The 15,282-nt window shown below is 63.3% G+C and carries 15 protein-coding genes and 1 riboswitch; of the genes, 4 read left to right on the forward strand and 11 right to left on the reverse strand.

What is annotated here, in order from left to right; genetic code table 11:
• Positions 1-50: 50 nt before the first annotated feature.
• From CZ322_RS01890 to dnaK, 3 genes are read right to left on the reverse strand one after another with little or no spacing between them, the layout of a single operon-like run.
• Positions 51-1,067: a DnaJ C-terminal domain-containing protein gene (locus CZ322_RS01890; protein ID WP_087069987.1), complete on the reverse strand. Its 1,017-nt coding sequence runs from the start codon at positions 1,065-1,067 to the stop codon at positions 51-53.
• Positions 1,068-1,122: 55 nt separating this feature from the next.
• Positions 1,123-1,872 carry a nucleotide exchange factor GrpE gene (locus tag CZ322_RS01895; protein ID WP_087069988.1) on the reverse strand — a complete coding sequence of 250 codons (750 nt, stop codon included), beginning with the start codon at positions 1,870-1,872 and terminating at the stop codon, positions 1,123-1,125.
• Positions 1,872-3,749: a molecular chaperone DnaK gene (dnaK, locus tag CZ322_RS01900; RefSeq protein ID WP_026428617.1), complete on the reverse strand. Its 1,878-nt coding sequence runs from the start codon at positions 3,747-3,749 to the stop codon at positions 1,872-1,874. Before dnaK ends, CZ322_RS01895 begins: the two co-directional genes overlap by 1 nt.
• 279 nt (positions 3,750-4,028) lie before the next feature.
• Here dnaK and CZ322_RS01905 point away from each other — a divergent pair, with 279 nt between their 5' ends.
• The 4 genes from CZ322_RS01905 to CZ322_RS01920 all read left to right on the forward strand — a co-directional run bounded on the left by CZ322_RS01905 (position 4,029) and on the right by CZ322_RS01920 (position 8,083).
• Positions 4,029-4,961 carry an ROK family glucokinase gene (locus CZ322_RS01905; protein ID WP_087069989.1) on the forward strand — a complete coding sequence of 311 codons (933 nt, stop codon included), beginning with the start codon at positions 4,029-4,031 and terminating at the stop codon, positions 4,959-4,961.
• A gap of 224 nt (positions 4,962-5,185) precedes the next feature.
• Complete coding sequence (locus CZ322_RS01910) at positions 5,186-5,695, forward strand: general stress protein (protein ID WP_087069990.1); 510 nt, start codon at positions 5,186-5,188, stop codon at positions 5,693-5,695.
• A gap of 80 nt (positions 5,696-5,775) precedes the next feature.
• Positions 5,776-7,128, forward strand: a complete 1,353-nt coding sequence (locus CZ322_RS01915) for a DUF4921 family protein (RefSeq protein ID WP_016441865.1) — start codon at positions 5,776-5,778, stop codon at positions 7,126-7,128.
• 73 nt (positions 7,129-7,201) lie between these two features.
• Positions 7,202-8,083: a patatin-like phospholipase family protein gene (locus tag CZ322_RS01920; RefSeq protein ID WP_087069991.1), complete on the forward strand. Its 882-nt coding sequence runs from the start codon at positions 7,202-7,204 to the stop codon at positions 8,081-8,083.
• A 22-nt stretch (positions 8,084-8,105) separates the two neighbouring features.
• Here the strand turns inward: CZ322_RS01920 and CZ322_RS01925 are convergent, their stop codons facing one another.
• The 8 genes from CZ322_RS01925 to CZ322_RS01960 form a co-directional block, all read right to left on the reverse strand.
• On the reverse strand, positions 8,106-8,747 hold the full coding sequence (locus tag CZ322_RS01925) for an ABC transporter ATP-binding protein (protein ID WP_087069992.1): 642 nt from the start codon (positions 8,745-8,747) through the stop codon (positions 8,106-8,108).
• A complete protein-coding gene (locus tag CZ322_RS01930) occupies positions 8,731-10,416 on the reverse strand; it encodes an ABC transporter permease (RefSeq protein WP_234984416.1) in 1,686 nt (561 codons plus the stop codon). The genes CZ322_RS01925 and CZ322_RS01930 overlap by 17 nt, the downstream gene beginning before the upstream one ends.
• Positions 10,413-11,459, reverse strand: coding sequence for a thiamine ABC transporter substrate-binding protein (locus CZ322_RS01935; protein WP_087069993.1), 1,047 nt, complete (start codon positions 11,457-11,459; stop codon positions 10,413-10,415). Before CZ322_RS01935 ends, CZ322_RS01930 begins: the two co-directional genes overlap by 4 nt.
• A 38-nt stretch (positions 11,460-11,497) precedes the next feature.
• A riboswitch (TPP riboswitch) is annotated at positions 11,498-11,608 on the reverse strand.
• A 74-nt stretch (positions 11,609-11,682) separates the two neighbouring features.
• Positions 11,683-11,952, reverse strand: coding sequence for a DUF4235 domain-containing protein (locus tag CZ322_RS01940; protein ID WP_016441870.1), 270 nt, complete (start codon positions 11,950-11,952; stop codon positions 11,683-11,685).
• Between the two features lie 68 nt (positions 11,953-12,020).
• Positions 12,021-12,425, reverse strand: a complete 405-nt coding sequence (gene mnhG / locus CZ322_RS01945) for a monovalent cation/H(+) antiporter subunit G (protein ID WP_087069994.1) — start codon at positions 12,423-12,425, stop codon at positions 12,021-12,023.
• Positions 12,422-12,865: a monovalent cation/H+ antiporter complex subunit F gene (locus tag CZ322_RS01950; RefSeq protein WP_087069995.1), complete on the reverse strand. Its 444-nt coding sequence runs from the start codon at positions 12,863-12,865 to the stop codon at positions 12,422-12,424. Before CZ322_RS01950 ends, mnhG begins: the two co-directional genes overlap by 4 nt.
• Positions 12,862-13,497, reverse strand: coding sequence for a Na+/H+ antiporter subunit E (locus tag CZ322_RS01955; RefSeq protein ID WP_087069996.1), 636 nt, complete (start codon positions 13,495-13,497; stop codon positions 12,862-12,864). Before CZ322_RS01955 ends, CZ322_RS01950 begins: the two co-directional genes overlap by 4 nt.
• A complete protein-coding gene (locus CZ322_RS01960) occupies positions 13,494-15,257 on the reverse strand; it encodes a Na+/H+ antiporter subunit D (protein WP_087069997.1) in 1,764 nt (587 codons plus the stop codon). Before CZ322_RS01960 ends, CZ322_RS01955 begins: the two co-directional genes overlap by 4 nt.
• Positions 15,258-15,282: the final 25 nt, after the last annotated feature.

The raw sequence follows: 15,282 nt of genomic DNA on the forward strand, positions 1-15,282 counted from the left end.
CTTCGCGCTAGCTTGGTTATCCGTTCGCATGAGCTTCGCTAGCACTTCGCCTAGACCTTGGCCATGCGGATGAAATCCGCGCGCGGATCGGCATCGCCTGTGGCTTTGGCGAAGAGTTCCACGGTTTTGCGGGCATCATCCGACAGCCGGGTGGGAACCACGACCTTGAGACGCACGTACATATCCCCGGCCGTACCCTTGGCCGTGAGACCCTTGCCGCGCACCCGCAGAATTTTATCCGTGGAGGAACCGGCCGGGATTTTCACCCGGACGGTGTGCCCTGCCAGCGTTGGTACTTCTACGGTAGCCCCGAGAGCGGCTTCCGGGAAGGACACCGGGACATTGACGTAAACATCCTTGCCCTGCACCTCGAAAACCGGGTGGGGCTCCACGTGGACGGTGACGATAATATCGCCAGCCGGCCCGCCGTTGAGGCCCGGATGCCCCTTCCCGGCGATCCGAATTTTCTGGCCGTCACTCACGCCGGCCGGGACTTTCGCGGTCACGGACTTGCCGGAGGCGGTTTGGATTTTCACGGTGGCCCCGTCCACAGCCTGGCGGAGCGGGAGCGAGACCGTGGCGGTCATATCCGCACCCTTCTGGGCCCGGCGCTGGGAGCCGAATCCGGCGAAACCTCCACCTCCCTGTCCGCCCCCGAAAAGTCCGCCTAGCACGTCCTCGAAGTTACCGCTGAAGCCGCCTGCGCGGGTGCCGCCCGTGGAGGATGAGGCGTGGTAGGTTCCGCCGCGGCCGCCGGAGAACATGGAGAAGATGTCCTCAAAACCACCGCTGCCTTGCCCACCGGCCCGGAAGCGGGGCCCGCCGGCCCCGAGCGCCCGGATCGCATCGTATTGTTTGCGATCCTCCGGGTTGGAGAGAACCTGGTAGGCCTCCCCCACCCTCTTGAACTTTTCTTCGGCGTCCTTCGAGCCGCCATTCCGATCGGGGTGGTAACGGCGGGATAGCTTCCGGTAGGCCTTTTTAATATCCTCCTGGGTGGCGTCTTTTTTCACGCCGAGTTCCTGGTAGAAATCCTTATCGAGCCAATCTTGGCTTGCCCCTGCCATATGCTCACCTCCCCTTTCTTATCCTGCTGTGTGTATTGCGTGAAGCCTGCCCCCACTATTCCGGTGAGACCACTCCCACCCGGGCCGGGCGGAGAACCTTATCCGCCACGGTGTATCCGGGTTGGATAAGCGTCTCAATAGTTTGAGCGGTGGCTTCCGCCGAGGATCGATTCATGAGTGCCTCGTGGTACTCCGGATCGAACTCATCACCAACCGCACCGAAACGCGCCACCTTGAAGGTGGAGAAGAGAATCTGCTCCACCTTCTCCGCGATCAAGCCAGTGGGGCCTTCCAGGTCCCCGTGCTGGCGAGCCAGCTCCACATCATCAAGAACCGGAAGCAAGGCCTCAATCACCTTGAGAGTGCCCGAATCGCGGTGCGCTCCGGCTTCCTGCTTGGAGCGGCGCACGTAATTCGTGTACTCCGTTTCGGTGTTGTACAGCGATGCCTGGGCGCGTTTGAGCTGATCCTCCAGGGTGCTGATGGTCGCCATTGCTTCGCTGAGCGGATCGGCCGCGACGGCCTCCGTATCGCCTGCGCCGGCCTCAGCACCGGAAGCTTCAGTATCGGATTCGTGAGTATCCGATGCCTGGGCAGCGCCAGCCGCGCCAGCTTCTCCAGCGTCAGCCGCGCCCACCTCGGGTTCCTGAGCCGTGCCCGTGCCAGATTCACCCGCATTTGCCGGCGAGGCCGCGGCGGTAGCTGCGTCGTCGTTCCCAGAAACAGCGCCCGCACCGGAACCGCCCGCGCCGTTACCGGCACCCGCGCTTTCCGGGCCGTTGCGCTTCAGATCGTCCTCACTCATTACTTATTCTCCTCATCGTCCACGACTTCGGCGTCGACGATATTGTCGTCAGAAGAACCGGACGCACCGGAACCACCCGCGGCACCGGACGCATTCGCGCCGCCATTCTGCTCAGCAGCCTGGGCCTGCGCGTAAATTTCCTGCCCGATCTTCTGCGATTTCTCGTTGAGTTCGGCCAGGGCGCTCTTGACATCCTCCACGTTGCCGGTGCCCTTGAGGGTTTCGCGCACCTTGGCGATGGCCTCCTCCACTTCGGTGACGGTGGCATCGGTGAGCTTGTCCTTATTGTCCTTGATCAGGCGCTCAATGGAGTACGCGGTCTGCTCCGCCTGGTTGCGGGTATCGGTTTCTTCCTTGGCCTTGGCATCTTCCGCGGCGTGCTCCTCAGCTTCCTTGACCATGCGGTTGATTTCCTCTTCGGATAGGGCCGAACCGCCGGTAATGGTCATGGACTGTTCCTTGCCGGTGGACTTATCACGCGCGGACACATGCACGATGCCGTTGGCATCGATATCGAAAGTCACCTCAATCTGCGGCACCCCGGACGGAGCCGGCGCGATCCCGGTCAGATCGAAGGTGCCCAGCGGCTTGTTATCGCGCGTGAACTCACGTTCACCCTGGAACACCTGGATGGATACCGAAGGCTGGTTATCTTCCGCGGTGGAGAAGGTTTCCGAATGCTTGGTGGGAATAGCGGTATTGCGCTGGATGAGCTTGGTCATCACGCCGCCCTTGGTTTCAATACCGAGGGAGAGCGGGGTGACGTCGATAAGCAAAACATCCTTGCGGTCCCCGGTAATCACACCGGATTGCAGCGCCGCACCCACGGCCACGACCTCATCAGGATTGACACCCTTATTGGGTTCGCGCCCGTTGGTGAGCTCCTTGACCACTTCGGTCACAGCCGGCATACGGGTGGATCCACCCACCAGCACCACGTGATCAATATCGGAAATCTGGATGCCCGCATCGCGAATCACGTTCATGAACGGGGTCTTGGTGCGATCCAGCAGATCCTTGGTCATATCCTCAAACTTGGCGCGGCTGAGGGTTTCGTCCACGTGGATCGGCCCGGATTCGCTCATGGAAATATAGGGCAGCGAAATCTGGGTGGAGGTCGCGGCAGACAGCTCAATCTTCGCCTTTTCCGCGGCTTCCTTGAGGCGCTGCAGCGCGATCTTATCCTTGGACAGATCCACACCGGAGGCGTTCTTCACCTGGTCAACCAGCCAGTTGACGATGCGCTGATCCCAATCATCCCCACCGAGCTTGTTATCCCCGGAGGTGGCCTTCACCTGGATGAAGGAGAAATCATCCTCATCCTTGCCCACTTCCAGGAGGGAAACATCAAAGGTGCCACCGCCCAGGTCGAAGACCAGAATCGTTTCATCTTCCTTACCCTTTTCCAGGCCGTAGGCCAGCGCCGCGGCCGTGGGTTCGTTGACGATACGCTGCACATTCAGACCGGCGATGGTGCCGGCATCCTTGGTGGCCTGGCGCTGTGCGTCATTGAAGTAGGCCGGCACGGTGATAACCGCATCGGTGACGGTATCGCCCAGGTAGGCTTCCGCATCCTTCTTCAGCTTCTGGAGAATAAACGCGGAAATCTGCTGCGCGTTGTAATCCTTACCGTCAATATCAACCTTCCAGTCATCGCCCATATGGCGCTTGACGGAAGAAATCGTGCGATCAACATTGGTGACAGCCTGGCGCTTGGCCACTTCACCCACGAGCACTTCTCCGCTCTTAGAGAAGCCCACGACGGACGGGGTGGTGCGCGCACCTTCCGCATTCGCGATCACCGTGGGTTCCCCGCCTTCGAGGACGGCCACCACGGAGTTGGTTGTTCCCAAGTCAATACCTACTGCACGTGCCATGATTGCTCCTTCTGCATTCGTGCCGCAGATCCGCACGCCGGCGGTACCGGCCGCGGACCCTTCGACAAAGTTTCCTTCCAAGTCTGAACGATCCGAGAACCTATGTCCAATCGGCTCGCCCTTTCTTGAGTCCACCTAACTCAACCTTAGGGGCGTGGTTTTTATTCCCGCCCACTTTTCGCGAGCTACGTCACGTCCTTGCGCACCCTCTTTTTTCGGTACGACGACGCCGCTGCGCCATCCCGGAATCCGGCTGGCCACGCCAGGTAGACTTGCACCATGACTCTGAGCATCGGTGTGGATGTTGGCGGCACGAAGGTGGCCGCCGGCGTCGTCAATGAACAAGGTGAAATTTTGCAGCGGGTCCGGCGCCCCACGCCGCGCCAGGATTCCGAGGCCTTTATCGCAACTATCGCCGCCTGCGTCAATGACCTCAAATCCTCGGGGGCTACCACCGTTGGAATCGGGCAGGCCGGCTATATCGCCGCGGATCGCGATACGTTGATCTACGGCACGAATGTGCCCCTACAGAACGGACGGCTCGGTTCACGTATCGCTGAGCTCACCGGCATGCCCGTCGTCGTTGAAAATGACGCCAACGCTGCCGCCTGGGCCGAATACCGTTTCGGTGCCGCCGCTGATGCGGAATCTGCCGTTGTGGTAACACTCGGCACCGGGCTGGGCGGCGGCATCATCATGAACGGGAATCTGCTACGCGGCGCTTTCGGTTTCGGCGCGGAAATCGGCCATATCCACATGGTTCCGAACGGGCCGCTGTGCGGGTGTGGATCGCGCGGCTGCTGGGAAGTGATGGGCTCGGGTAGTGCACTGGTGCGTTTCGCCACCGAACGGGCCGCGAATTACCCGAGCGGAGCCGCTCGCATCCTGGAATTGGGCGAAGGGCGCGTGACCGGCCCGGCCGTGACCGCGGCCGCCCAGGAAGGCGATGAGATGGCCCTCGATGTTTTCAATGAGCTCGCTCATTGGAACGCCATCGGTTTGGCGGATATGGCCACCATTTTCGATCCGGAAATCTTCGTGATTGCCGGCGGGGTAAGCGAGGCCGGTTCGCTCGTGCTTGATCCGCTGGTACGCGAATTCCCCGAAGTTCTCCCCGTGGCGAAATACCGGACGCTGCCGGAGATTCGCCTCGCGCGGCTCGGGAACGACGCCGGGATTATTGGCGCCGCGGATCTGTCCACGATTGAGTAACGTGGCTGGCTAGCCAACGTGCGTGAGCTGTGCGCCGGTCGATTTGGCGCGCATAGAGCCGCCAGCAACCGCGTGAGCTGCGCGCCCCGCGAACACTAACACCATCCAGGCTGCGCGCCGGAATACGCTTCCCAGTTTCCACCGCTAGCGAGCATTTCCGGCGCGCAGCTGATTTTTGTTTCGAGGGCGGTTTTTCTGTCATAGGCCACCTTTAGGATGAGCCTATGAATGAAAACATAACTACTGGCGCGTCCGCCACCGCGCGCGCCGCTGAACAAAGTGCCGCGGATTACCGCACCATTACGGAAGTTTCTGATTACCGGCAGGCCGAACGCCTGGTAGATGCGCTCTCGGATGCCGGGTTCCCGGTAGAAAATGTGCGTATCGTCGGCGTGAATCTGGAAAGCGTGGAGCAGGTGACCGGGCGCCTGACCACCGGGAAGGCCGCGCTCTACGGCGCGGCGGGCGGAGCCTCCTGGGGCCTCTTCTTCTCCTTCTTCTTTATCCTTTTCGCGCCGGCCGTGGTGCTCTGGCAGGTGCTCCTCTTCGGGCTCGCCTGCGGGGCGGTGCTCGGTGCCATTATGGGTGCGATCTCGCACGGGTTTACCGGTGGGCGGCGTGATTTCGCTTCGGTGCGGGCCACCACCGCCAATTCATATGAGGTGCAGGTGCGTAGAGCCTTCGTCAATGAAGCTTATGCAACTTTGGCGCAGGCCGGGTATTCGGTGAGCTAAGAATTCAGCTTCACCGTGCTCGCAGCGGAGCTACCCACTACTATGGTGGGTGGCTCTGCCGCCGAACGTGAGGGGAACTTATGGTTGTACGCCACGAAATCCGCCCGCCCATTACCCGGCTTCCGGACGGGACCATCAAACAGATCAACCCGTTTTCCGGTACCGAAGTGTGGACCCAGCCGGGCCGCGCTAACCGACCCCTCAAGGCCGAAGTTCCCATCGCGGAACCGCTGAGTGCCGATCACCCGGAAAACTTCTGTTCTTTCTGCGCGGATCGGGTGCTGGAAACACCGCCGGAAAAGGCGCGCATCGTTGGCAACCCCGCCACGGGTGAAGCCCGGATCACCTATGATGCCCCGGTGGATTCCCTGGCGGACCCGTGGGATTTCCGGCGAGTTCCTAATCTTTTTGAGATTGTTCCTTTCCAGTACTGGACCACCAACTACCAGTACGAGCTCACCACCCGCCGCCAGGATGCTTTTGAGCGCTACACCTCGGATGCGGCCGGGCGGGCCCACGTGCTTTCCGTGGCGCATAACAAGGCCATTGCCTCGGGCATGGATGAGGATGCCTGGAATGCGCTTCCGGAGCGGGAGCGCCTCTTGAGCGCGCTGCCGTTCTACGGGGGCGGGCATGATCTCATTATCGGGCGCCACCACTATGTGCCGGGTTCGGATTCCACCGCGAATCGGGCCGGCTCGGGTACCCTCACCCCGGCTGAGCACTACTGGTACTTCCTGCTTACCGCGGATGCCATGCGCGATTTGTACGAGCAGAACCGCTACGTCAAATACGTGCAGGTCTTCCAGAATTGGTTGCGGCCGGCCGGGGCCTCCTTCGAACACCTCCATAAGCAGCTGGTGTCCATTGATGAGCGCACCGTCAATCACCGCTACGAAGTGGACCGGGTGCGCGATAACCCCAATATTTTCAACGAGTACGGGGTGGATTACGCCGGCTACCACAATCTCGTTATCGCGGAGAACAAGTACGCGGTGGCCTACGCCGGGTTCGGGCATCGCTACCCCACGCTCGAAGTGTGGTCGCGTTCGGAAGCCTCCCAACCCTTCGAGCACACCCGCCACGAATTGCGCGCCGTTTCGGATCTGGTGCATGCCATGCACGCGGCCACCGGCCCAGATATTCCCACAAATGAGGAATGGTACGCACCTTCGCGGGATATGGAAGTAGCAACCCCGTGGCGGGTGCTCCTCAAGTGGCGCACCTCCACCCTCGCCGGTTTTGAAGGCGGCACCAAGATCTACGTCAATACCATTGACCCGTGGTCCTTGCGGGATCGGGTTGTTCCCCGCCTGCTGGAGCTGCGCGCCGAAGGTGCGATTGCTTCCACGATCAATATCGCCACCGAATGCAGCTGCGAAGTCAATTCGTTGCGTTACGGAATGGGTGAATCAGGAGTGCGCGGCAGGTAGTTTGGGCCGCGGCCGGAGCCATCTTCACTCGAGGCCGCACCCGCCCCGGCCTGGCGCGTAGAAAGGAGACCCTATGTCTCGGATTGCTGAAACCGCCCTCGTTTTCGAGGGCGGTGGTATGCGCGCGAGCGCCACGGCCCCGGTGGTGATCAAGCTCATCGAGGCCGGCCTGGAGTTCCCGCACGTTTCGGGGATTTCGGCGGGTTCCAGTCACGTGGCGAATTATCTCAGCCGTGACCCGCTGCGGGCCCGACGGTCTTTCGTGGAATTTGGGGCGGATCCGAATATCGGAAACTGGCGGACCTTCCTCAGCGGCAAGGGCGCCTTCAACTCGGATTACATTTACCTTCACACGTCACGCCCGGGCCAGGCCCTTCCCTTCGATTTCGAGACTTTCCAGTCCACGCCCGGCGATTTTGACATCAGTGCTTTTCGTTTGAGCGACGGCGCCGCCGTGCACTGGCACCGCGGCGATATTAAGGTTCTTGACGACCTGTTGGTGCGGGTGCAGGCATCCTCAACGATGCCCGGCATCATGCCTTTCGTAACGCTCGACGGTGAGCTTTATGCCGACGGCGCGCTCGGGCCATCCGGGGGTATACCTATTGATGCCGCTGAGGCTGCTGGCTTCGAGCGCGCCGTCGTTATTATGACGAAACCGCGCGATTACGTGCGCCCGGCACCTTCCCGAAAGGCAAGTGCGCTGATCCGGGCGGCTTTCCGCAAATACCCCCACCTCGTTACCGCGCTGGAGGAACGCGCAGCCAAGTACAACGCCACCCGGGTCCATCTTTTCGATCTGGAAGCACGGGGGCGGGCCTACCTCTACTTCCCGCGCCACCAGCTAACTTCCAACCGGGAGACCAATGTGGCGAAACTGGAAGCCTCTTTCGCGGCCGGCACCGCCCAGATCAACGAGGACTTCCCTGCGATCCTGCGCTTCCTCGGGGTTTAGCTGCACTGTTCAGGAATATTAGTTAACCTGCGGCAACCAGCCGCCCGCTATCCATGCGCACCACCCGGTCGGCAACGGTCGCCGCTTCGGCATCATTGTGGGTCACGTAGACCGCCGTCGTGCCTGCCTTTTGCAGCACCCGGCGTAGGAATACCGCCAGGTCCTCCCGCAGGCGGGTATCGAGGGCGGAAAGCGGTTCGTCCAGGAGCAGCACCCGCGGGCGCGCCGCCAGGGAACGCGCCAAAGCCACCCGCTGAGCTTGCCCACCCGAAAGAGTCGTGACCGCCCGCTTGGTATAACCGCTCAGTTCCACCAGCTCCAGCCAGCGCTCCACCTCTGCCTCGACCTCGGCGCGCGAACGGCCTTTCTCAATCCCGTAGGCAATATTTCCACCCACGCTGCGATTCGGGAAAAGCTGCCCGTCCTGAAAAACCATGCCCACCCCGCGCCGATGGGTAGGAACCGCCGTCATATCAGCGCCGTCGATCAGCACCTGCCCGCGCAAAGCCTCCAGCCCGGCGATCCCGCGCAACAGCGAGGATTTCCCCGAACCGGACGCCCCCAGCAACGCCACGGTCGTGCCCGACTCCACGCTAAGATTCACGCCGCGCACCGCCTCGAAACCGTCCGGGTAACGCACCGATACCTCACGAAGTTCTAACACGAAGCTTTCCTTTCTGCTGCGTTAATAACGACGACGCAGCCCCGGCAGGCGCCGCCATTTCACTCAGCGCCATCAGCCCCCCGGTGACCGTACCGAGCACCACCGCCCCCGCCATCGCGGTCCCGTAATTTTCCGCCCCGGGCCTCCCCAGGAGCTGGCCGATCAGCACCGGGAGCGTGGTGGAATCACTGGTGGCCAGGAAGGATGTGGCACCGTATTCCCCTAAGGAAATGGCCAGGCCGAAACCGGCTGCCACCGCGAGCGCCCGGGCGGCGAGCGGCAGGTCAATACTTCTCCAGATCCTCCCCGGGCCGGCCCCCAGGGTGGCGGCGGCCTCGCGCAAGCGTGGGTCAATGGCCCGCACCACCGGGAGGATCACCCGGGCCACGAGGGGAAGGGCCACCACCGCTTGCGCCACCGGGACGAGCACCTGCGCGGAGGGAACAAGCATGCGAATGGTGAGGAATAATCCGAAACCTACCGTCACCGCGGAAACTCCCAGCGGCAGCAGGGCGATCCCTTCCGCGGCCGCGCTCACCGGCCGCGGCGGGGCCCACGGGGAAGCCAGCGCGAAAGCCAGCAGCGCCCCGAGGAGCAGGGCAAGTGCGGCAGCGCTCAGGCCCGTTGTCAAAGAATTCCGGAGCGCATCGGAAGCCGAGACCCCCGCAAATCCGGAAGAACCGATGAGATTGCGGTAGTTCTCCAGCGTCCAGGTACCCGAACGCTGGAAGGAGCGCGCCACCAGGGTGAGGAGCGGAGCTCCGATCAGGAAAATAACGGTGGCCGCGCTGATGAGCAGCGCGGGAATATCACTCCGGCTCACCTTCCTCCGGGCGGCCGGGCGCAGGCGCAAGGCTGCCGAGGTACGCCGGGTGGCCCGGGCAGCCACCGCGGTGGCAATCCCGACGATCACCACTTGTAGAAGCGAGAGCACCGCCGCGGCCCGTAAATCAAGGAAGGTGGTGGTCTGCACCCAGATTTCAGTTTCGAGGGTCCCGTAGCCAGGCGCACCTAAGGTTTGCACGATTCCGAACGACGTCGAACAAAATAAAAAGACTATAGCCGCGCCGGAGGTAATAGCCGGGGCCAATTCCACAAGGGTGACGGTACGGAAAGCCCGCCACGGGGAGGCGCCGAGGGTACGGGCAGCCTCCGCGTGCGGGGGCAGCGCCGCCCACAGTGGCCCCACCGTCCGCGAAATCACGGCGGTATTGAAGAAAACCATGGCCGCGACCACCGCCCACGGGCTGGAATCCCAGCCGAGGAAACCGTAGGGGCCGTCCGCGCGCAGCAGCGCCCGGAACGCGGTTCCCACCACCACGGTGGGGAGCACGAAAGGTACCACCACGAAGGCTCGCACCACCCGCACTCCGGGCAGGCGCAGTCGGTAAAGCACATAGGCGAGGGGAAGCCCGAGCAGTACCGAGAAAGCGGTACTGGCCGCTGCCATCCACAGGGTTTGCCCGGCGACTTTCCAGGTGCGCGGGCGGGTAAGTTCGGCGGCGAAACCCGCGGTATCCACCCCGGCCGGGGTGACGAGCCCGCGCGCGAGCATCGCCACCACCGGCCACAGGAAGAAGACCGCGAGGAAAAATAGCGGGACCGCGAGCGCGAGGGCAACCACCAGGGAAGCTCCGCGCGGGCGCGGGATACGGAATGCGTTACTCACATTCCCGCGGTGTCACGCCAGGCGCGGATCCATTCGGCGCGCTGGGCGCCCACTTCTTTAGCGTCTAGCACGATGGGGTCCTTCACACGCGGGGCGTGCTGCTGCCAGCTCGCGGGCAGCTCCACATCGGCCACCGGGTACACGTACATCGACTCCGGGATGGCTTTCTGCACGTCCTCGGAAAGTAGGAAATCGATAAAAGCCTGCGCGCCTTCCGGGTTCTCTGCCCCGCGCAGCACCCCGGCGTATTCCACCTGGCGCACGCAGGTCGATTCGATCACGCCGGTGCGCCCGTCTTCAGCGGCCGGGGAGGAAGAATAGGAAACCACCAGGGGGTAATTTCCCTTGCCTTCCGAACCGGAAAAATCGGTGTAGTAGGCATCCGTCCACGAACCGGAAATGCGGGTGCCGGCCCCGAGCAGCTGGCCCCACAGCTGGGAAAGCCCCTCCGTTCCCCCGGCAACGTGGGCGGTAGCGGCCAGGAAAGCCAGGCCCGGTGAGGAAAGCGCCGGGTTTTCCACCGCGAGCAGCCCGGCGTATTCGGGGCGGGAAAGATCGGCGAAACTCAGGGGCGGAATCATATTTTTCTGGGTGAACCACTCGCGGTCGTAATTCACGCAGACTTCGCCCTGGTCGATGGGATTGAGTTTCCCTTCCAGGGCGGTCACTCCCGCGGGGAGTTTCGGGGAAGAATAATCGGCGATGGTGTTACCATCAAGCGCCTGGTAGGCGGTATAGGTATCCACCCCGAACACCATATCCGCACCGGGTTTGCCATCCGCCAAGACCAATTGGTTAACAACCTGGCCGGTATCCCCGGGTGCTGATTTCACGATGGTGTACCCGGATTCTTTCTCGAAGCGGGCGATGAGCTCATCGGGAAGGTTGAATGATTCGTGGCTGACCACCCGAACTGTGGTGGGCTGATCGCTCGCTGCCGGAGAGGCGGCGTCGTCGTTCTTTGAGCAGCCGGCCAGGGCCAGTGCCGCAACCATCACGGCGGCCGCAAGAACGCGGGCGCCGTGCCTATTTTTCTGGACCATGCATCCTCCTCAGGATATAAGGAGGGTCTCCGCGGTGCGGAGGAGAGATCTCGACTCCCTTCGCCGGTACTAACCGGAGCAGGTTCGAGGGTCTGCGTGCCGCGTGCCGGCCGCACTCTCAGCGCTGCTGCGCTCCCCTGTCGTGCCGTCCAGTCTAGTACGGAGGTCCCGTATTTTCACGCCTGCGGTCCCGAGCCGGAACCGGATCGGCGCCGCGCGAACCTTAGGCCCGGGCGCGTGCCTGCGAATCGATCACTTCGCCCTTGCCGTACCATTTGGCGGCCTGGCGCTGGGTCAGCTGGGAAACGGCCGCGGCCACCCCGGCAGACACCACCGCGAAAATCACCGCGTCCACGAGCGGCGCGTTCGGATCCTCCGAATCGGGAATCTCCCGCCCGGAAATTCCCTTCCACACCACGTCCACGATTTTATTGGCGACGATCCCCGAGAGCACCCCAACGCCCGCGCTCACAACTTTCCACCCGATATCCATAGCGTCCCTTTCTTCGCGCGGCGCGGCTCCGGCCAGATGCGGCCGGTACCCGGCACCGCCCTCGATCATTAGTGCGTGGAGGTGCTCCCCCGCGCGGAATTCTTATCCTGTCCAGAACTATTATGACTCAGCCCACGCCCGAAGCGCAGGTCCTCGCGCAATTCGTCCACAACCATGGCATCCGAATCGATGCGGCCGGTGCGGTATCCGGCGCGCGAGAGCATATGCGCGGAGATGGGCGAGGTGATGAGCTGGCAGCCGATCACGAGGAGCAGCGTCCACGTCATCGAGGGGTCACGCACCAGGCAGGCCGCGCCCAGGCAGCCCATGATCAGGGAGAGGACCTGCGGTTTTGTGGCTACGTGCAGGCGGGTCATGAGGTCCGGGTATCGGAACATGCCGATGGCGGCCACGAAAGTGAGGGTTGCGCTGGCCAGCATGAGCGCGGCGCCGATAATATCCCAGGGGCTCACGGCCGGGCTCCTTCCTGCGCGCCCGCGGTATCCGGTTGCGGAAGGCGAGCGGTATCCGGTTGCGCACGGCCCGCGGCGGGCGGCTCGCGGTCCGGATCGTGGGCGGGGCTTTCGTCTTCTTCTTCGTCGGTTGTTTCGCGTTCGTTCGCCTTTTCGAGGCGCCGCATTTCCTTCGGGTCGTTTTGGTCCACGGGCCGGATGAAACGCGCCACGGCCACGGATCCGAGGAAACCAACAATGGCGACGACGACGAATACCGCCAGCAAATCCGCTCGCCGAGTCACCGCCGCGAGCAGGCAGAGCGCCCCCACCATAATCGAAGTGATGACATCGAGCGCCCCCACCCGGTCAAGGACCGTGGGGCCTTTGACGATGCGAACCGTCACCAGCAGCGCGGAGATGGTCAGCAGCACCCCGCAGATCACCATCACAATAATCACCGTTCACCTCCGGAACTATCGGGAGCGAAGGGAACGGGCAAACGCCCGGCCTTGGGGCTGGAGCCGGGCACGAATCCGGCCTGCACCAGCTCGCTGCGGGAGGCGAAAGCGCGCAGCACCCGCTCCTCCAGGTCGAGTACCGATTGGTGCGCCGCGCTCACTCCCCCGGCCATGCCCACGTCAAAGACATGCACATAGAGGGTGCCCGTGGCGGCGTCGGTATCGATGACGAGCGAGCCGGGCACCAGGGTGGACATCCCGGCGGTAATCGCCAGGTAGGCATCGGAGTGGGAGCGCAGTCGCACGCGGATCACCGCGCCGCGGGGGGTGGCGCGCCGCAGAATAAACCAGGCTTGCTGCCAGGAGGCATGCACGAGGTCACGCACGAAAATCGCAACCAGCCGGATCACGCCCCAGATCCGGAACCGCCCGTCGAAAGACGCGGTGGGGAAAGGCGCCACTTCAGTCACGAGGAGGGCGAGGGCAAAACCGGCCACAATATTGGCGGCGCTCACCTGCCCCCACAGCAGCACCCACACAATGGTCAGCCACACCAGCACCCCCAGGGAGGCGCTCGGGAAACGGCCTTCGCGCCGGGTGACCAGGCGGATTGCTTCACTATCGCGACTCATTGCTCACCTCCGGAAACTGTGGGAACGGGCGTGGGACCTTGCGCGGGAACCGCCGCGGGCGCAGGTGTGTGGAACGACGGCGCACCGCTCGGCACGGGTGCACCGGTCGGCACCAGTGTGGCCGCGGGCGTGGGGCTCGGGGAGCGCAGCAGGCGCGGACTCTCCTTCGGTTCGGGGGTTTGGGTGAAGGTGCCGGTATCCGGGGTGGAATCCTCGTGGGGTACCACGGTTTCTTCATCCACCTCCGGGGAAATCCCGGTACCGCGATCCCAGTCGGGAAGCACCGCGCTGATATAGGGGGTGCGGGCTTCCAGCTCGGCGGCGGCACCGTCGGTAAACGAGCGCAGCGGCGCGGCCGCGAAGGTAATACCCAGCATGACCGCGATGAGCCCGGAGGCGGAAATCACCATGCCGCTCGGGTAGGTGGTGGAGGGCAGCTCCGCCGGAGCCTCCTGCCAGAAAGCCATATTCCAGGCGCGGATCACGGCGTAAAGCGTGAGGAGCGAGGTGACCAGGCCGGCCGCAATAAGCACCCAGTCAATCGGGGTTCCGCGCGCGGCACTCGCTTCCAGCAGCCCCACTTTGCCGAGGAATCCGGATAGCGGCGGGATACCGCCCAGGGAGAGCGCGGGAAGGAAATAGAGAATCGCAACCACGGGGGCCGCGCGCATAATGGAGCCGAGCCGCACGAGCGACGTCGTTCCTGCCACCCAACCGATGAGGCCCACCACCAAGAAGAGCGCGGTTTGCACCACGATATGGTGCACGGCGTAGAAAATCGTGGAAGAAAGCCCGGCTTCGGTGGAGATGGCGATACCCCAGATGAGGTAGCCGATATGGCTGACCAGGGTGAAGGAAAGCAGGCGTTTAATATTTTCCTGCGCGATCGCGCCGAGGATACCGATGAGCATGGTGGCCACCGCGAAGCCGGCGAGGATATCGTCCAGGCGCCCGCCCGGGAAGAGCAGCACCTGGGTGCGGATAATCGCGTACACGCCCACTTTGGTGAGCAGGCCGGCGAATACCGCCGTGACCGGGCCGGATGCGGTGGGATAGGAGTCGGGTAGCCAGGCGGCCAGCGGGAAAATCGCGGCTTTCAGGCCGAAGGCCACGAGGAAGAGGATCTGGAGGACCATGCGCATTCCCGGATCCACCTGCGGGAGTTTAACGGCCAGGTCAGCCAGGTTCACGCTGCCCACCGCGGCGTAGGTGAGGCCGAGCGCGGTGAGGAAGATGAGGGAGGAGACCATGGAGACGATCACGTAAACCGAGCCGGAGCGCATGCGTTCGGCCGTGCCGCCCATGGTGAGGAGCACGAAGGAGGCGGCCAGCAGAATCTCAAAGCCGACGTACATATTGAACAGATCGCCGGTGAGGAAGGCATCGGAGACCCCGGCGGAGAGGATCATGAAGGCCGGGTAGTACACCGAGGTGGGCGCGCCGCGTTCGCCGTCTGCTACGCCCTGGAAAACCGAATACACCAGCACGATGAGGGTCACCGTAACCGAGGTGGTGAGCATGATGGTGGAGAGCCGGTCGGCCACCAGGGAAATACCCACGGGCGCCGCCCAATTGCCCACGTCCAGGGTGATGGGGCCGCGCGCGGAAACAAAGAGCAGAATGACCGCCACCACGAGGACGATGGAGAGCATCCCCACCGCGGTCCAGGCCTGCACGCGGCGCCGGCGCGGAATCGCCAGGAGCACCCCGGCGGCCAGCAGAGGCAGCACAATGGGAACGGCCAGCAGCCAGGAAATCATCGCCGCGCACCTCCCGCATTGCCGT

The sequence above is a fragment of the Actinotignum timonense genome, from assembly GCF_900155575.1.
Lineage (GTDB): Bacteria > Actinomycetota > Actinomycetes > Actinomycetales > Actinomycetaceae > Actinotignum > Actinotignum timonense.

Bases quoted from the DNA above. Each gene is read 5' to 3' on its own strand.
- CZ322_RS01905 (WP_087069989.1), top strand. From the start codon at position 4,029: ATGACTCTGAGCATCGGTGTGGATGTTGGCGGCACGAAGGTGGCCGCC.
- CZ322_RS01890 (WP_087069987.1), bottom strand. From the start codon at position 1,067: ATGGCAGGGGCAAGCCAAGATTGGCTCGATAAGGATTTCTACCAGGAA.
- dnaK (WP_026428617.1), bottom strand. From the start codon at position 3,749: ATGGCACGTGCAGTAGGTATTGACTTGGGAACAACCAACTCCGTGGTG.
- CZ322_RS01920 (WP_087069991.1), top strand. From the start codon at position 7,202: ATGTCTCGGATTGCTGAAACCGCCCTCGTTTTCGAGGGCGGTGGTATG.
- CZ322_RS01940 (WP_016441870.1), bottom strand. From the start codon at position 11,952: ATGGATATCGGGTGGAAAGTTGTGAGCGCGGGCGTTGGGGTGCTCTCG.
- CZ322_RS01895 (WP_087069988.1), bottom strand. From the start codon at position 1,872: ATGAGTGAGGACGATCTGAAGCGCAACGGCCCGGAAAGCGCGGGTGCC.
- CZ322_RS01935 (WP_087069993.1), bottom strand. From the start codon at position 11,459: ATGGTCCAGAAAAATAGGCACGGCGCCCGCGTTCTTGCGGCCGCCGTG.
- CZ322_RS01910 (WP_087069990.1), top strand. From the start codon at position 5,186: ATGAATGAAAACATAACTACTGGCGCGTCCGCCACCGCGCGCGCCGCT.
- CZ322_RS01915 (WP_016441865.1), top strand. From the start codon at position 5,776: ATGGTTGTACGCCACGAAATCCGCCCGCCCATTACCCGGCTTCCGGAC.
- CZ322_RS01960 (WP_087069997.1), bottom strand. From the start codon at position 15,257: ATGATTTCCTGGCTGCTGGCCGTTCCCATTGTGCTGCCTCTGCTGGCC.
- CZ322_RS01955 (WP_087069996.1), bottom strand. From the start codon at position 13,497: ATGAGTCGCGATAGTGAAGCAATCCGCCTGGTCACCCGGCGCGAAGGC.